The sequence below is a fragment of the Paraburkholderia sp. BCC1884 genome (assembly GCF_900996225.1).
In the GTDB taxonomy this organism is placed as follows: Bacteria; Pseudomonadota; Gammaproteobacteria; order Burkholderiales; family Burkholderiaceae; genus Paraburkholderia.
This window is the reverse complement of record NZ_CAAJGL010000123.1, coordinates 330,486-347,793: the sequence shown is the minus strand read 5'-3', so window position 1 is coordinate 347,793 and position 17,308 is coordinate 330,486. Positions and strand designations below refer to the sequence as shown.

15 protein-coding genes and 1 pseudogene are annotated in these 17,308 nt (G+C 59.2%); 9 read left to right on the top strand and 7 right to left on the bottom strand.

What is annotated here, in order from left to right:
* Positions 1-3 precede the first annotated feature (3 nt).
* Positions 4-891: a LysR family transcriptional regulator gene (locus FQ705_RS29070; protein ID WP_260854654.1), complete on the top strand. Its 888-nt coding sequence runs from the start codon at positions 4-6 to the stop codon at positions 889-891.
* A gap of 317 nt (positions 892-1,208) precedes the next feature.
* Here FQ705_RS29070 and flgM read toward each other — a convergent pair whose 3' ends face one another.
* Positions 1,209-1,532: a flagellar biosynthesis anti-sigma factor FlgM gene (gene flgM / locus FQ705_RS29065; protein WP_144147435.1), complete on the bottom strand. Its 324-nt coding sequence runs from the start codon at positions 1,530-1,532 to the stop codon at positions 1,209-1,211.
* Between the two features lie 717 nt (positions 1,533-2,249).
* Positions 2,250-2,921, bottom strand: a complete 672-nt coding sequence (locus FQ705_RS29060) for a DUF2278 family protein (RefSeq protein ID WP_144147432.1) — start codon at positions 2,919-2,921, stop codon at positions 2,250-2,252.
* Positions 2,922-3,199: 278 nt separating this feature from the next.
* Between FQ705_RS29060 and FQ705_RS29055 the strand changes: the two genes are divergently transcribed.
* The 4 genes from FQ705_RS29055 (at position 3,200) to FQ705_RS29040 (ending at position 7,573) form a co-directional block, all read left to right on the top strand.
* Complete coding sequence (locus FQ705_RS29055) at positions 3,200-3,829, top strand: MEDS domain-containing protein (protein ID WP_144147429.1); 630 nt, start codon at positions 3,200-3,202, stop codon at positions 3,827-3,829.
* A gap of 44 nt (positions 3,830-3,873) precedes the next feature.
* On the top strand, positions 3,874-5,496 hold the full coding sequence (locus FQ705_RS29050) for an ATP-binding protein (protein WP_144147426.1): 1,623 nt from the start codon (positions 3,874-3,876) through the stop codon (positions 5,494-5,496).
* Positions 5,497-5,568: 72 nt separating this feature from the next.
* Positions 5,569-7,161, top strand: a complete 1,593-nt coding sequence (locus FQ705_RS29045) for a flavin monoamine oxidase family protein (protein ID WP_222105675.1) — start codon at positions 5,569-5,571, stop codon at positions 7,159-7,161.
* A complete protein-coding gene (locus FQ705_RS29040; protein ID WP_144147423.1) occupies positions 7,154-7,573 on the top strand; it encodes a c-type cytochrome in 420 nt (139 codons plus the stop codon). Before FQ705_RS29045 ends, FQ705_RS29040 begins: the two co-directional genes overlap by 8 nt.
* Positions 7,574-7,614: 41 nt before the next feature.
* On the opposite strand, the gene FQ705_RS29035 is transcribed toward FQ705_RS29040, so the two are convergent.
* The 3 genes from FQ705_RS29035 to FQ705_RS29025 all read right to left on the bottom strand — a co-directional run bounded on the left by FQ705_RS29035 (position 7,615) and on the right by FQ705_RS29025 (position 9,675).
* Positions 7,615-8,007 (bottom strand): VOC family protein, encoded by a 393-nt coding sequence (locus tag FQ705_RS29035; protein ID WP_144147420.1) that lies wholly within the window; start codon positions 8,005-8,007, stop codon positions 7,615-7,617.
* A gap of 32 nt (positions 8,008-8,039) precedes the next feature.
* Complete coding sequence (locus tag FQ705_RS29030) at positions 8,040-8,762, bottom strand: helix-turn-helix transcriptional regulator (RefSeq protein ID WP_144147417.1); 723 nt, start codon at positions 8,760-8,762, stop codon at positions 8,040-8,042.
* Between the two features lie 79 nt (positions 8,763-8,841).
* Entirely contained in the window at positions 8,842-9,675 is an 834-nt protein-coding gene (locus FQ705_RS29025; protein WP_144147414.1) for an MBL fold metallo-hydrolase, read from the bottom strand.
* 161 nt (positions 9,676-9,836) lie between these two features.
* On the opposite strand from FQ705_RS29025, the gene FQ705_RS29020 reads away from it, so the two are divergent.
* Both FQ705_RS29020 and FQ705_RS29015 read left to right on the top strand, forming a co-directional pair.
* Positions 9,837-10,838 carry a GlxA family transcriptional regulator gene (locus FQ705_RS29020; RefSeq protein ID WP_144147411.1) on the top strand — a complete coding sequence of 334 codons (1,002 nt, stop codon included), beginning with the start codon at positions 9,837-9,839 and terminating at the stop codon, positions 10,836-10,838.
* Positions 10,839-11,318: 480 nt separating this feature from the next.
* Entirely contained in the window at positions 11,319-12,404 is a 1,086-nt protein-coding gene (locus tag FQ705_RS29015; RefSeq protein WP_144147408.1) for a porin, read from the top strand.
* Positions 12,405-12,452: 48 nt separating this feature from the next.
* On the opposite strand, the pseudogene FQ705_RS29010 reads toward FQ705_RS29015, so the two are convergent.
* Positions 12,453-14,344 (bottom strand): annotated as a pseudogene (locus FQ705_RS29010) (methyl-accepting chemotaxis protein).
* 628 nt (positions 14,345-14,972) lie between these two features.
* Positions 14,973-15,347, bottom strand: a complete 375-nt coding sequence (locus FQ705_RS29005; RefSeq protein WP_144147405.1) for a glutathione S-transferase N-terminal domain-containing protein — start codon at positions 15,345-15,347, stop codon at positions 14,973-14,975.
* Between the two features lie 125 nt (positions 15,348-15,472).
* Here FQ705_RS29005 and FQ705_RS29000 point away from each other — a divergent pair, with 125 nt between their 5' ends.
* On the top strand, positions 15,473-16,279 hold the full coding sequence (locus tag FQ705_RS29000) for a 2OG-Fe(II) oxygenase (protein ID WP_222105674.1): 807 nt from the start codon (positions 15,473-15,475) through the stop codon (positions 16,277-16,279).
* A gap of 256 nt (positions 16,280-16,535) precedes the next feature.
* Positions 16,536-16,931, top strand: a complete 396-nt coding sequence (locus tag FQ705_RS28995) for a PPC domain-containing DNA-binding protein (protein ID WP_144147402.1) — start codon at positions 16,536-16,538, stop codon at positions 16,929-16,931.
* Positions 16,932-17,308 lie beyond the last annotated feature (377 nt).

Genomic DNA, 17,308 nt, shown 5'->3' with positions numbered 1-17,308 from the left:
CGATTGCTGCGGTACATCGACGAGGTCGCGCGTGCGGGCTCCATCCGGGCAGCCGGCGAAAAGCTGCACATCGCCCCGTCGGCCATCAACAAGCATCTTCTGCTTCTCGAAGAAGAGATCGGCGAACCGCTGTTCGAGCGATTGCCGCGCGGACTGCGGCCCACACCGGCGGGAGAGATCCTCCTCGCCCATGTGCGCAAAACCATCCTTGAATACCGCCAGGTCGAAGCCGAGATACGCGATCTCAAGACGCTGCAGAAAGGTGAGGTCACCATCGCGACAGTGACGGGTCTGGCTAGCGGAATCGCCTCCACGGCCGCGACGAGTTTCTGCGCGAGCCACCCTCATATCAAGATTTCGATCAGGGTCATGTTCACGCGAGAAATCGGCGATGCGCTCATCAACGGCGAAGCCGATGTGGGTCTCGGCTTTAACCTGCCGCCGTCGCCGCAACTGGAAAGTCTGTGGGAAATGGACACGAGCCTCGGGGCCGTGATCGCACCAACCCATGCATTAGCGCGCATGGAGTCGATACCGCTTGGCTTCTGCACCTCATATCCGCTGATCTTCGCCGACCGATCCATGCTGATGCACGGCATCGTGGCGGATACGTTCGCTGAAGCGGGATTGAGCGTCGAGCCGGCCTTCCGGACGAATTCCATCGAGACGATGAAGCGCCTCGCTGCAGCCAGCGAAAGCATCGCCTTTCTCAGCAAGTTCGATATCGCGGATGAGCATCGCCAGGGGCTTCTCGCCTACCGGCAGATTCGCGACCGCGTGTTCAGCAAAAACACCCTTTCACTCGTTCGCCGCGCGAAACACGGGCACGGCCTTGCGAGCCTGCTGCTCGCTGAGGAAATCATGAGCGTATTGGGAGCGATGAGCGGTTGAGCTCCCTAAGTGCAAACGCCCCGCCACGGCAGGTCGTTCCAGTAGCTTTCACCGCTGAGGTAGCTCAGGTGCTAATTCGCTGCTTCGAACAGCACAGCAAGGTGATCGAGGCGTATGAGCGCTCCTGGAAGTGGCCGCCGGGCAAGCGACTTGCCACGGTTCGATCCGTTGCGGATCGCCAGCTTTCCTCACTACGGACATCCGATCCGTGATTGGAGGAGCCATCGAACTCCAAGCGCCAACGAACTAAACGCCGCGCATTCTCCGCCGTCAGCGCTACGTGCCTCAGTGGCCTGGCTGCCGGCGGTGTCGCGACGTTAAGCCGACCGTCCAGGACTTGTCGATTGCAGCAGATCGCGCGCGGTACTCAGCATGCCATCGGCGATCTTTCCCGAGTCGATCTTGTAGCTACCGTCACGCAGCGCGGCCTTGATCGACTCGACCTTCGCCGTATCGATGTCCGACTCGCTGGGCGTACGCAGCGCGGACATCGACGAGAGATTGACGGTCGAATTCTGTGCGTCGACGGCGCTGGCTCGCGGCACGGACTCGACGGCGCCCTCTGCATCGCTATTGTTCGCTGCGCCTCGTGCACCGTTCTGCGGAGCCGCGAGCGGGTAATTGCTGGATTCGATCTTCATGGTATGTGTCCCCCACCTGTTGAATCCTTTAACGGTCCTGCGTATGAAATCTTCAGCCTGCCGGGTGAAGCACAGAGGCATACGAGCACCGTCACAGGCCGCCAAGCTTTGCTGGGCGGGCGTTCCAGCCCACGGTAGCAAATTGAAACAAAGTGTGAGCAATACCACATAAGGGGCGATAGACTGATCGCGCTCAACCCGAACAAGTAGCGATTTCGGTCAACTCAGGACACCGCTACACTTGAGAGCAGAACGCTTCACCCCATTTACCTCTTGTGAACAAACGTATCCGCCGCCCTTTGCCGCCCCAATGGCCCTTCCCGCCAAGTCGTGATGTCGCTGGTCGCTCCTTCGGCGACCTCGTCGCGCTTCAATATCGTGGCGCCGGATCGTGGCTCTGGCGATGCCGGTGCGGCGGCCATGTGGCTGCCGCGCTGAAGACCGTGGAGAGCGGTCAAGTGCGTGACTGTGGTTGCCGCGAGCAGCGTCGTGTGTGGCGGTCGCGACCGGGCTCACCTGCGCTGAAGAGCGGCGAGGTTTTCGGCCAACTGACAACGCAGCGGTACGCCGGCGACGGACTATGGACTTGCCGATGCGACTGCGGTACCGAGGCGACAGTGAGCGCCGGGCGTCTGCGAACGGGTAAGGCGCGCTCCTGCGGCAGTTGCCTCCCCGCTTCGACCGACCGCGCGGCATAGCCCGCCGAGGCAATCGACATCAGCCGCCAATCGGCTTCGCATCGGGTAGCGGATTACCGAGGTCATCCGTCGGCACGCGCTGCTGCTGGAACGCGGCGAAGTACGCGGTCCATTGCGCGCCGCCGGCATCGACGAGCAAGGCGCCGTCTTGCCAGATGTCGTTGTGGTCGTTGTGGTCGTCGCCGGCTTTATGCAGGAAGTTCGCGCCGCTCGAACCCTGGTTCATGTGGGTATCGTGGATACCATTGCCTTCGGTATATTCCCGGCCAAACACATAGAGGTCCAGCCCCTTCTGTTTTGCCGCATTCACCAGTTGCAGCACGGAGGGAATGGGCTCCGGTTTGTCCGTGCCGTCCATCAGGTCGCTTGGCGTCCATGCGCCCGTCTGATCGAGCACATTGCTGCGAATGAAATCGAGCGCGGGGAAGGCGCGGGTGGCCGTGAGACTGTTATAGCCTTCGGGCGCGGCCGCGAGCGTCGAGGTAAGCGGATGCTGGAAATTCTGCAGAAACTTGTATTGAAGCAAATCGTCGGCGTCGTTCGTGCCGACGTTGATCGCGACGTCCCAGTCGCCCGATGGCACCGCAAGCGTCAGGTGGATGTGGTACTGCGTTTCCTTCCCGTGGCCCGATGCTTTCAGGCCGACAACCGTCTTGATCTTTGCTTTGACGAAGCCATAGGCGAGACTCATATTCCCTTCCAATAATTGACGTTGCGACCTTGCGTGCAGGTCAGCGTTGATTTGTAAGGACCGGCTCAAGATTGTCGGCGATCCGGGCGATCCTGTCGAACGTCCGGCATCGGCCACGTTTGTGTGGATATACACGTGAACTCGATGCCGCGTTGAAAAACATCGGCGGGCACGGCAATGCCCTAAAATGAGTTTCGTTGTGAATCCATTTCGGGTCATATCGCCCATGTCGGGCCTTCAGCCGCCGGCGGCATGCAGCCACTTTCAGGAGAAAACAGATGGACAATCCCATTTCCATCGCCGGCACCCCGATGGACGCCTTCCACGTGTGCGCCTTTTTCAACAGCCGGGACGAGGAATACAACACGCTGAATCCGTTCTACGGACAGGCAATCGAGAACGGCGAGAAGAATTTTCACATCGTCGACCCCGCGCTAATCGATGACCATCGAGCCAGATTGCAGGCATCAGGCATCGACACGCACGCGTGCGAGGCCTGCGGACAACTTGAAGTGGTGACCTGGCCGGAAGCCTATCTGGACAGTGAGGGCAAATTCGACAAAGACCGGATGCTGGCACTGGTGGACCGCCTCACCGGTTCCGGTCGCAATGCGGGCTTTTCCCGGCTGCGTATCATGGGAAACATGGACTGGGCGTTTGGAGACACGCCCAATGCGCCCGACCTGATCGCCTATGAAGCGGAAGTGAACGAGATTATCGAGCGTAACCGGCAACCCGCGGTCTGTGTCTACGATATGGCCAAACTGACTGGGGCAATGCTCATGGACGTGCTGCGCACGCACCCGCTCACCCTGATCAACGGGATCGTCCAGGAAAATCCCTTTTTCACCCCGCCCTCGGAAATGATCAAGGAGCTTGAGTCACGCCGATCGCAAGCGGCAGCCTGAAGAAATCATCGGATTCAAGCGAGCGAGACGGCAGAACGGTTGAAATGAGCACCAATCAATTTAACGAACAGAGTGCGGAGCAGGCCTTAAGAGATCTGATGGGGTTGCTGGCACTCCCGGCACTCTGGGCAGGTCGCGACGGTAAAGCGATCGTGCAACTGATGACTCAGGCGATCGAGCGAGTCGTTCCTCTGGACATCTGCCACGTAGATGTCCCATTGCTGCCGGAGACCACTGCACTCGTGCAGATGCGATTGCGCGGCCGGGACCTCGCGATAGATGAAATGAGCGCGTGGCAGCAAACCATCGCTGAATGGCATCGGCTTCCGATCGCCACGCGAGTTAACTTTTGCGATACGCCGCTGGGCCCCGTGAGGGTGATCCGGCTGAGTATGGGTTTCAGCTCCGGACAGGGTAGCGTGTGGTTTGCCGCAACGACCGACGCATTCCCGACACTCACCCAGATTGCCTTTTTGCGCGCAGCCACCTCTTTGGCTGCCACCGGCATCCAAGCTGCGCGAGCTGCGCACGAACGAGAAGAAGCAAACCGGTCGAAAGACGAATTTCTCGCGATGCTCGGCCACGAATTGCGCAACCCGCTGGCGCCGATCACGACGGCGCTGGGACTGATCCGGCGCGAGCGCGGCAACGTCGCGGACAAATACCACGAAATCATCGAGCGCCAGGTCGCCCATCTGTCACGCCTCGTGGAAGATCTGCTGGATGTCAGTCGGATCACCCGCGGAAAGATCGAGTTGCGACGCGAGAGTCTGCGCATCGGCTCAGTGATTACGCGCGCGGTCGAGGCGGCGAGTCCGCTCGTGGAGCAACGCAACCAGCGGCTCTCAGTCGGCATATCTGACGACGGTGCGCAGATCTTCGGTGACCTCACTCGCCTCACGCAGGCATTCAGCAACCTGCTCAACAACGCGGCCAAATATACGGACATTGGCGGCGAGATCCGGATCGAGGCTCAGACCACAGCCGATCACGTCACTGTCTCTGTGCGTGATGACGGAGCCGGCATCAGCGCGGAATTGATGCCTAGACTCTTCAGGATTTTCGAGCAGGGGCGAACGACGATCGATCGGTCCAAAGGCGGCCTGGGTATCGGCCTCGCTCTCGTCAGGAATCTCGTGGAGCTTCACGATGGCACTGTCAGCGCAATCAGCGAGGGACCGGGAAAGGGTTCGACGTTCACGGTGACGTTGCCGCTCGCGAGCCGGGCGGAAATTGCCAGCTCACGGTCGTTGCCCATACCGGGACCGGACCTCGTCTCGGGGCAGGCAGGTGTGCGCGTATTGCTGGTCGACGACAACCTCGATGGCCTGTTCTCGATGGAAGCTTTCCTCACGGAGATGGGTTTCGACGTTGCAACCGCGATGGATCCCGTTCAGGCGCTCGACATCGCTGCGCACTTTGCTCCCGCTATCGCGGTACTCGACATTGGCTTGCCAGGCATGGACGGATATGAGCTGGCCGTCGCCCTGCGAGAGCAGCCGCAGCATGCCGGGCTGCGCCTTTTCGCTCTGACTGGCTACGGTCAGGCCGACGATCTGAAGCGATCGTCGGCGGCAGGCTTCGAACGGCACTTTGTCAAACCCGTGGCATTGCCAGCGCTTGTCAATGCGCTGAATGACAATTGGCATCAACCGATCGAGTCATGATTTCATCGTGCTCCGGATCGCGGTCAGGGAGCTGAGCGTCCACAACCGTTTCAGTCGGGGCACCGGGTCCTTATGCCGAGAATGACCACCAACGCGATGAGCCGCCGGCACCTGCTGACATTAATCGGCAGGAACCTCGGCGCGGCCGCCATGATGCAAGGCATGGGCGCGTTGGGGTTCGCCGCTACGTCGACCTATGCCGGGCCGATCAAACTCGATGGCGCGCCCAAAGGAACGCGAATTCTCATTCTTGGCGCGGGCATGGCGGGCCTCGTCGCGGCCTTCGAGTTGAGAAACGCGGGCTACCACGTCCAGGTGCTCGAATACAACGACCGCGCCGGAGGCCGGGCCTGGACCGTCAGAGGCGGTGATCGCTATACCGAACTTGGCGGTGCCTCCCAACACTGCGATTTCGCTGACGGGCTTTATCTGAACCCGGGGCCGTGGCGCATTCCTTATCATCACTATGGCGTGCTCGACTATGCAAAGCGCCTGAAGGTACCGCTCGAGCCGTTCATCCAGGTCAATTACAACGCATACCTCCATTCGACGGCGGCTTTCGGTGGCAAGCCGCAACGATTCCGTGCGGTGCAAACCGACTATCAAGGGTATGTCGCGGAGTTGCTTTCCAAGGCAATCCACAAGGACGCACTTGACGATGCGCTGTCGGCCGAAGATGCGCACCTCCTACTCGAATCTCTTCGCCAGTGGGGTGCGCTTGGTCGGGATGGTGGCTATCAGGCCGGCGGACGAAGCAGCGAACGCCGCGGATTCGCGACTGCTCACGGCGGTGGGCTGATGCCCCAAGCCGTGCCGTCGGACCTGCTCCCGCGCGACGCCTTGCTCGCATCGCGTCTATGGCAATGGCTTTCGTCTGGCAACGAGCAAGACTTCCAGAGCACCATTTTCCAGCCCGTCGGCGGTATGGACAGGATTGCCCATGCGCTTTATTCGCAGGTCGCGAGCGCCGTCGTGCTGAACGCCAAAGTCACGGCCATCCTGCAAGACGAGCACGCCGTCACCGTGCGTTATGCCGACACGACCAATGGGACGGAACGGACTGCGCACGCGGATTGGCTACTGTGCACCATCCCGCTCTCGATTCTGAGTCAGATCGACGTGACGGTCGGCCCCACGATGCACGCCGCGATCGACGCGGTGCCCTACGAGACATCCGTGAAAGTCGGCTTGCAATTCAGCCGGCGATTCTGGGAAGAAGACGAGCAGATCTACGGCGGCATCACGCATACCGACCTGCCGATTTCGACGATTGGCTATCCGGCATCAGGTTATGGATCGACCGGTCCTGCCGTACTCCTCGCCGCCTATATGTGGGGACCCGCTAGCTACGAGATGGGTGCCCTGCCCCCTGCGGAACGGATCGCGGTAGCGTTGAGCCAAGGCAGCCAGATTCACCCGCAGTACGCGCGCGAGTTCCAGAACGGCTTCGCGATGAGCTGGAGCCGATCACCCTTCACGAATGGCTGCTTCGCCGCATGGACGGACGCGCTGAGAAAAGCGCATTACGCAGATCTCTGCCAGATCGACGGAAGAATCGTTCTTGCCGGAGAGCACGCTTCCCATATCCCGGCATGGCAGGAAGGCGCCGTGCTGTCTTCACTGGATGCGATTACCCGGCTGCATCGGAGAATCGTCAATGGATAGGCCGACTCTAATTCTCAGCCTGATGCTCGTGGCCTTGCTGATGGAAGCGAGAACGGTGTCCGCTCAGGCCGTGGCACAGGACACACCACGCGCCTTTACGATTTCGCCGGGCTACCGCTTCACCGAACAAAGCGGCGAAGCGCTTTACAACGCGACCTGCGCGGGATGCCATATGCCGGACGGAAAAGGCGCGCAGGGCGCGGGTCACTACCCCGCCCTTGCTGACAACCCGACACTCGAAGCATCGCCTTACATCATCATCAACGTACTGCACGGCCGGAAGGCGATGCCGTCGTTTGGCGACGAGATGAATGACGATCAGGTCGCCGCTGTCGTCAACTATACGAGAACCCATTTCGGCAATCGATTTGCCGCAAGTGTCACGCCGAGTCAGGTTAAAGATCTGCGCTGAGTAGAAGTCCCGGCGCTGTTTCTGCGCGGTGGCGGCAAGCGTCAGTTTCGACGTCGATCTCGACCCTCGGGTCGGGAAAACAGGTTGACGAGATTTCCATCCGGGTCACGCAACAATAGCGATCGATTTCCCCACGGCATCAACGTCGTCGGCATAACGACGGGCGTGCCGGACGCATGCATACGGTCGCACACGGCATCGACGTCCTCCACTTCGAACTCCAGAATCGCCGACTGATTCGCAGCCGCAACGGCAGCCCCGACATTAAAACGCCTGATCAAATCCTCGGACGAGATTGCCAGCACCGCTCCTTCGAATCGGATCTCGGCAAATCCATCAGCGGGGCGTGCAGCCTCGATACCGGAAAGCGTTTGATAAAACTCGACCTGCGCTTCGAGATTCCGGGTGACGACACGAACCGATGCGAACTTCATTTTGCGCTCCTGGCCAAGAAAGGAAACTCAGCTTAATAGCCGACACTGTCAGATTCTGGCAGTATGGTGCGGCTCGCCACAGCGTTGACCTTCCTCCATTCGCGAAGCAGCGTGGATCGCCTTTTCGGGTAGCGCTCACCCACTCGCTCGACGTCCGAAATCCGGTCGGAGCGGAAATTCCTGAAGCCTGCTCGAAGCTCGCACCAGCACATCAGCACCCTGGCCTGCTCGAAATAGACGAGTGCGAACGGCCAGACGACCCGCTGCGAGCTAATACCACCGGCGTCCACGTAGGTAATGTTGAGCTTTTCTTCTGCTCGGACGGCGGCACGTAAAAGATCGGAAGAGACGTCGTGGGCAAGCCTTTTCAATGGCGCCCCCACTAGCAGCGACGATTCCTCCAGCTCGCGACGCAGCTCTGCGGGCAGTACGGCGGCTACCTTCGCAAGCGTGCTCAGCGCGCCGGCCGCCAGTGTCCTGTCGCAGCGATCGGCGACCCAGCGCATGCCGAGCACTAGCGCGTCGAGTTCTTCCGAGCTGAACATCATCGGCGGCAGCATGAAACCCGGTTTCATCACGTACCCGACACCCGGCTCCCCTTCGATCATTGCCCCTTGCGCCTGCAAACTGGCGATGTCCCGGTATAGCGTGCGGATGCTCACGCCGAGTTCCTCAGCCAATACTTGCCCACTCACGGGACGTCGATAACGCCGCAACAGTTGCAAGAGACTAAGGAGACGTTCGGAGCGAGCCATACGATGATCCTGATATCGACACACGAGTTGATCGACGCCATTATCGATTAATTTCAGGCCACGCACTCTCGCTTGATCCTCACTTCGGCGAAGCACTTTCATTTGCGTCGAGGTCAGATTTTGCGTGACGCATTTCCGTTAGCTTGCCCTTGGCGCATGAACACTCGCCACGTTGCAACGTATATCTGCGACCGGGCATCATGTCCCGAAGCGCATTGGCATGTCGACTCACCTCCTCGACACCCAGCGGGCCGCCGTGGCCCATGTGGAAACGTTGCATGCCGGCGTGGACCATGCTCATCAATTCCGCACTGACGGCTTGAGGATCGTCTTCGAAGGGCGGGCGTATGGCATGCCCGGTGCGCATCATGCCTCCAAGAAAGACGCCGGACGCGATCAGGTCGCCGACCAACGCATCGCCGCCATTCAGTTCAACCGACACAGAGCCGGCTGTATGGCCGGGCGTGTGTCTCGCCGTGCCTTCGATTCCAAAGCGACTCAGATCTAAACTGGCGTTGTCTTGAAGCATGATGTCCGGCGTAAATGCCGTGTAGGGCTCACCGGGGACGCCGGAACGCAGAAAAAGAGGCCCCCACCAGTGCGCCACGCAGTAAGACATCTCCTTACGCCGCTCGTAATAGTCGAGGTCTCCCGCGTGAGCCAGGATGGGTGCACCCGTCAACTCGCGTAGTCGCGCGGCCGATCCTGCGTGGTCCGTATGCGCATGAGTGACTACGATCAGCGTGATATCGCTCAGCTTGCGACCGTGCTGCTCCAGCGCACGCTCGATCTTGCCTTCCGAACCCGGGATACCGGTATCGACCAGCACGCAACCGTTGGTTCCAATCACCAGATGGCAATGAACCATGCCGAAAGGAAGAATGGGGATCGTAATGATTTGATGTTCGCTCATGATTTTGCTTTCTCGTCGATGGTCGGTTCGGGAGAGCAAGAGGTTCTGCGCGCGCTCCCGGTCGGAAGGCAAATTATCGTCGCGACGGCAAATTCACGGCATGTCAATATTGACTATAAAATGGTCAAAATCGCCATATAACCTGTTTTCCCGGGAGCTTGATGAAAACCGTGCGCATTGCCGTCCTCGCTTATAGCGGTTGCATGCCAACGCAGTTGTTCGGCATCGCGGACGTGTTACGTATCGCCAGCGACCTCGGTCAGAGCGTGGGAGCAAGGCGACGTGTCGACTTGAGCGTCGAGTTGATCGGTCTGCCAGGCAGGAAAGTGAGGGTCGCAGGCGGCTTCATGTTGCCGCTGAAGCGCCCCACCGGCTTCTACGATCTACTGATCATTCCGGGGTTCGAGACTCAACGCAGGCAAGACTGGGCGGCGAAGCTTGCGCCGCTTTCGCGGGAGCGAGAATTTATCGGCCGCAGCTTCGCTCGTGGCACAGCCGTGGCGGCGGTTTGCGTCGGCGCATTCCTTCTTGGCGAAGCGGGTCTGCTGAACGGGCGCAACGTTACGACGGCATGGTTATTTGCCGGCGATCTGGCCACCCGCTATCCCGAAGCAAAGGTAAATTCCGACGCCATTTTGCTGGAGGATGGCGCCGTCATGACGTCGGCGGCGGTCAGTTCGGCTTTCGACCTGGCCATCCATCTCGTCAAACGCTATCTGGGCGCCGAAGTCGCGACGGCGACCGCTGCGGTCACCTTGCTGCCGACCCAGCGTGCCAGCCAGTCACCGTATGTCGACACGAATTTGTTCGAGCGAGAACTTCCTACCTTCTCGCAAAGCCTGATTCAGTGGTTCGAGAACCGATTGACGGAAGAATACGACTTGAACAGGGTCGCGGAAGCATTTCATGTCAGTGGCCGCACGCTGATGCGCAGGGTCAATGCCGAGACCGGGAAATCGCCGTTGACTCTTTTGCAGGAGGCAAGAGTCGAGAAGTGCAAGCACCTTCTAGTTAATTCCAACGGGTCGATAGCCCGGATCGTGGAGGCGGTCGGCTACGCTGACGTCGTCAGTTTCACACGACTTTTTACTAAGCTCGTCGGCGAGACTCCGGCGAAGTATCGGCATCGCTGTGTTGCGATCAAAACCGACAGCCCGACTTGAGGCTCTGCGATCGCTGTGGAAGTCAACGCCATCTGTTCAGATGCGCAGCTTGCGTACGATTCGTCGAACCCGATGCTGGTTTACCCGGCTCGGTTGCAAGTACAAAAATGCCATTCAATCTAAGTTTTATGCATGGACCCATCGCCTCCCACGCAATTAACCTTACCAAATGATGTGCGATACGTGTTGCACCGGAATCGCACAGGCATGCAGAAAATGCCATCCATAGGAGGAGATTGGTCTGTGCAGCGAAACCACTTAAGCCGTTAGCTTGCCCCGCCGTTACTGGCGGCCTATCAGACGGTCAACAACCCCGGTGGACGCTCCGAGACCGATTTCTTATCCGTAAGAGCACGACATAATTCGTGCCTATGTCACGCTAGATCGTTTCAACTCGCGTCATTTATATTAGTAATGCGAACAATATAGATATTCAAAAAAACGTCGGCATACCGATGTAGATAAAAATGGAGATCTCGCATGAAAAGATGTATCACTCTCGCATCGGGCGTAGTTTTGTCCTGCGCGTCAATCACCCCCGTGTTTGCGCAGTCGACAGTCACGCTCTATGGCGTGCTCGATAATGGCTTCGTCTATCAGAGTTCGAGCGGCAACAATTCTGCGATCCGCGCGGTACCAGGTGGACTCTTCTCGACACGCTATGGCTTTAAGGGCCGCGAGGATATCGGCGGCGGCCTGCAAGTCAACTTCCAGTTGGAGCAAGCCTTCTCCGGCCAGACTGGTGTAGCGACAAACTCGGCCGATGCCTTTAATCGCCTCGCGTATGTCGGCCTGTCCGGTGGTTTCGGAGAAGTCCGCTTCGGCTTGCAAAACTCGCCACAATACGATGTCCTTCAGGCGGCGATGGATCCATCATGGGTTAAAAGCATTGCGTCTCCCATGAATAATTTCAACGGCCTCATCATCCGCGCAAGCAATGGGATTTCCTACTACACGCCTACATTTGACGGGCTGAATGCCAAATTCATGGTCGCATTGCGCGACTCCGCGACCGGAGGAGGCAATGGGATAGGGTTTTATAACGTTGTCGTCCAGTACATCAACGGGCCACTGAATGTGGCCGCTGGCTACGAAAGAGGAGACGAGCCAGGTGTCGGCGCAGGTGGGAGCTACACGCTAACGGGCGGTGCGGCCGCGGGCCCCGGCGCGGTATTTAGCGTGTTCAACGCGGGAGCGTCTTACGCGATTGGCGCCAACCGCATCTGGCTGGCCTATCACACAGAGAACTTGACCAATACGCCGAAATACATGCAACACGACGTCTACCAGATATCGGACTCGTATCAGCTCTCGCCCTTTGCTTTTCTTTCGCTGATGTACGGTTACGTGCATGATCGCACGGGAGCGGGTAACAACGCGCAGCAATTGGGTGTGCTTTTCGAATATGCCCTCTCTAAATCGACCGAGCTCTATACGGCGGCTGGGTTTATCCAGAACAGGAATCAGGCGAAATACACGCTTTCCGGCACCGCGTATTCAGGCCTTCCCGTTACTCCCGGCACCGACACGCGCGGCATCGGGGTCGGCCTGGTACACAAGTTCTGAAGTCACGGCAAAAGATCGGCCGGCGTTATCCAGAGCGGCGCATTGCGCCTATGCCTCCAGCTTGAAGAACCCGACCGTCGTATTGAGTTCCCGCCCTTGCGACTTCAGCGAATCCGAAGCTGCTGCGATCTGTTCGACGAGTGCAGCATTTTGCTGGGTCGACTGGTCCATCAAGGCGACCGCCTGGTTCACCTCGTCGATCGCGCGACTTTGCTCACGCGCCGAATTGGCAATTTCGCTCGTGATGGTGGCGACATTCGAGATCGCGTTGGTCAATTCAGCGATTGTTTTCCCTGCGAGATTGACCTGTTCGGCGCCCTCCTGCACATTCACCAGCGACGATTCCAGCAACGCCTTGATGTCCTTCGCTGCGGACGTCGAGCGCTGCGCGAGGTTGCGCACTTCCGACGCGACGACCGCGAAGCCACGCCCGCTTTCACCGGCCCGCGCGGACTCGACGGCCGCGTTGAGCGCGAGAATATTGGTCTGGAAGGCGATGCCCTCGATCAACCCGACGATGCCTACGATCTTGCTGGACTGCTCGACGGCAGTGTTCATCGTATTGGCTGCCTTCGTGACGCCTGGTTGCCGCGATGCGCGGTTTCCACCGCGCCGGCAGCCACCGCATTGGCGCTGCGCGCCTGCTCGGCTGTGCCGCGCACCGTGCCCGCCAACTCTTCCATACTCGCGGCGGTCTGTTCGAGCGAGGCGGCCTGCTGTTCGGTTCGCGAAGACAGATCGAGATTGCCTGCCGACACTTCGCTGGCGGCTAGTTCAAGATGACGACTGCTCGCCACCACCCTCTGCATCACGCCGTGCAATTTCTCGACGAACGCATTGAACTGTCGTGCGAGCAACCCGACTTCGTCGGCTGTGTTCAGCGGCAAGCGCCGGGTCAGGTCACCGTCACCTACGGCAATTTCGTGCATCGAACCGGCGAGGCTGCGAATTGGGCGGGTCATGCGCTGGCCGAGCACGATCGTCAAACCGAGTGCCGCGATCAGGACGAACAGGCCCGTTGCGATCAGTGTCCATGTCAGCCGGTTCGCGGCGGCCATCATCTCTGCCTCAGGAATCAGCGCATAGTACTTCCAGCCATTTTTCGGCGACGTGTACACGAACGACCGGTAGGGCTTCTCATCCATGTACACCGTGTTCAAACCATCGGCGGCACTCGCCAGTTGTTCGTAGCCGCCACCGAGGCCTTTGAGATCCTTGAACTCGTGTTCCTTGGCACGCGGGTCGATCAGTATCTTGCCGTTGTTGTCGGCAACCAGCAGATACCCACTGTCACCGAACCGGATTCCACTCGTTAGCCGCGCGAAGTCGACCAGCGAGATATCGCCTTCGAGCGCGCCGAGAATCTCGCCCTTGCTGTCCTTGACGACCCGCGCGAATGAAATGATCGCGCCGCCGGAGCCCGCTGCGCTCAAATAGGGTGCGGGGCGCACTACGTGGTCCGGCGCCGTCATGGCCAGTTGATACCAGGGCCGCACGCGGGGATCGTAATGATCGCCGTTCATGCTCTCGATCGGCCATTGCACATAGCCGCCCCAGCGGGTGCCGATATCGAGGTAGCGCATGTTCGGATGAGCGTCGCCGAATTGCTTCAGTAGCGCGAAGATGGATTTTTCCACTTCGCCATTCGCATCCGGCGTCATCTGCCCACCGTGGGCGAGGTAGTCGGTGATGCTCTGGTCGGCGGCCTTCAGTTGCGCCGTCTGCGTCAGGTAGGTGAGGTTTTGCTCGACCTCGCGGAAGTTGGTGTCGAGCGATTCGTCCGCCTGAGCGATGCGCTCGTGACTGGCCCGCTCAAATTCGTCGACGGCCTGCTGGCGCACGTTGCGCGCGCCGACCGTGGTGAGTAGAAGAACCGTAATCGCCAGTGCAACGCCTGACACGCTACCGAATTTGAAAGCGATGGAACTCGTAAGCTTCACAAATGACCTCTACCCAAGATCTGAAATCTGCACTCCAACTCATATGTCGCGCCGGCCATTGGATTACTGGATCAGCCTGCGGACGGCTACGAAGGTTGTCGGCCGGATTTCGGGCTGCTTGAGCGGATTGGCGGTAGAAAACGGTAAAACCGCCTTTCCCCGTTGCATGGTGTCGCTTTCAAGCTGTTTCGTGTCGTGTGACGGATGACCTGATGGTCCACGGGAGACGGACTGCTTGCCTGTGGCCAGCGTTTTTTTGGCGAGACACAACGTGTAAGGTGGTTGGCGATGTACGTATCGAAACCGTTCATTTTCTAAAAGAACGGGAATTCGAGTGTGTGAGATGCTTACCCGCCGACATTAGAACGCTGAATATCCCAACACTGCCGAAGCACTGAAATGACTTCGGTTCGAAATAACCTGATTCTTTCGCAAAGCGCATTGAGCTCTGCAATCGACGTCGATGTTGAGAAGATCGATATCGCGTAATGGCTCTCCGGCCACGCATTGCACTGGGCCGTCCGCCATTGCTCGCGCAAGCCGTCCATCCCGCCAGGGCGCGATGTAGCGTTGGCTAGCAGTCGCGGGCCATGAGCCATCACGAAGTCTTCCGGCTCCGCGCCTCTGATCAGACGATCTTGGCGAAGCGTTGCTCCAGATAGGCGATGATCGCCTTGGAGTCGTACAACCAGCGCGACTGGCCTTGTTCCTGAATATGTAGGCAAGGCACCTTGACCTTGCCGCCGCCGGCCAGCAAGCGATCCCTGTGCAAGGGATCGTTTTTTGCATCATTCAAAGTCACCGGCACATTCAGACGATGCAGGGTGCGTCGCGTCTTGACGCAGAAAGGGCACGCGTGGAATTGATACAGCGACAGTCCCGCTGCTTCTTTTTCGACCACAGCCTGACCTTGCGCCGAGCGGCGTTGCGGACGTGGCCGACTGACGGCGTCGCCGAGCACTATTAGCTGCCCGAGACCGACACGCAGGGCTTTCATCAACATTGAAGCTACCTCAAGAGCGAACAGAAGCCGAGAAGTCTACTCCTTTCCCCACTCGTGTAGACTGCGCCGTTGCTTCGAAAATCGACCACCTCGACCCGGCTCTTGCTCCTGGCCCCGGTGCGTCAATGCCCGCTTTCAATGCGATCCCACCAACGCCTGATCGTTTTGACCAGCTGGTAGCAGAGCCGAACGATTACGCGATCGGGCAGCCAGCGGAAAAACAAATAAAAACGGATGCATTTCTGGAACATCCCCCGATTGAAGCGCAAATCGAATGGGTCGTCGATTGTCTGATCGGCGACGCAACTCCGAATGAGGCAATCGATGTCTCGACGAAATCCCAATTCAGCGAGTTCGACATGGCGACAAGCGCGCTCGCCGTCAACGGCTGGTGCGTCGTGTCGAACTTCTTATCACGGAGCGAGACCGAGGCCTTGTCGACCGAATGCATGGCCATGCACGACGCGCAGTTGCTAACGCCCGCACGCGTGGGCGCCAATCACGCTGCCACACTTTTGCGCGGCGACAGCACGCACTGGTTCCAACCCGACGCGCTGAGCGCTCGGCAGCAGGTGTTCGCCGATCGCATCGAAGCGCTACGGAACAGGCTCAACCGCGAGCTGTTTCTCGGGCTGGTCGATAGCGAATCACACTACGCGGTCTATCCACCCGGTGCCGGATACGCACGCCACCTTGACTGCCTGCGTGACAGCGACAGCCGTGTGATTTCCGCCGTGTTCTACCTCAACGAAGCGTGGCAGGACGCTGAGGGCGGCGCACTGCGGCTATACCTTGCGGATCAGACTTACCACGACGTCTTTCCGCGCGCCGGCACGCTGCTCCTGTTTCTCTCAGCGGAGTTTGAGCACGAGGTGCTACCGGCCACACGTCGCCGTATGAGCATCGCGTGCTGGATGAAGCAGCGGGCGTAAGCCAAACCGGTTACGCTGCCCGAGTGATGAGCACGGAAGTTCGCTTGTCCGTTGAATGTGCTGGGCGTATGGCCGAGTGTGGCGAACTCTACCGATTGTCGTACTTGCCGGTTCCCTGCCATGACAGAGGCGCGCAACGCGCTTCTGCGTTCGGCCCGCTGACCCGTGAGCCAATGGCCCTTCCAGACTACTACGCCGCTTGCCGACACCGTTGTTCCGACTTAATCTGTTCAGGAACCTCTGACCGGTACCGGATATGCAAGCTCATCCTTTGCGCCTTTCTCCCGGCGACGATTTGCGAGTCGCTGTCGAAGACGTGCTGCGTCAGCGCGAATTGTCCGCGGCCTTCGTTATCCAGGGCATCGGTAGCCTCGACGTCGCTCAATTGCGATTCGCTGGAGCCGTCGCCCCGACCGAGATGCGCGGCGACCTCGAAATATTGACCCTCGCTGGCTCCATATCGCCTGACGGAGCCCACCTGCACATGAGCGTTGCCGACGCAAGCGGCCAGGTTTTCGGCGGTCATGTGGCGCACGGGTGCAGGGTCCGAACGACGGCCGAGTTACTACTCGTGCAGCTTCCTGGATATGTTTTCGCACGGGAATTCGACGAGGCTACAGGGTTCATGGAACTGGTGGTCCGAAGCGCTTAACACTCGGATCAGGTTGAAACGGCCAGGTGTGCTGCCGTTCACCAGACTTTCGTCAAAATTCTGTCCGGCGACCACTATCCATCACCTTTCTTCCGTCAGCCTTATTCAAGGTTCTCGAATGCATAGTCAGCTCGCAACCGAGTGGCGATTGCATTGATCGAAGTGCCACATCCGGTACTCATTGGTGGTCGTGTTGTCCCCTTGGTATCCGCGAAAAAACGCTCTCCATCCCGACGATTTATACGACCCGCAGAGAGAGCTTTTTTATTGGGCCGCCGTGTTGTTTACTTTCGCGTTAGGCACCGCCCAATGCCGCCGCCTGCAAGCAGTCGCTTGACGAACTACTGGCAACCATGGATCTCATGACAGCCCCCCGC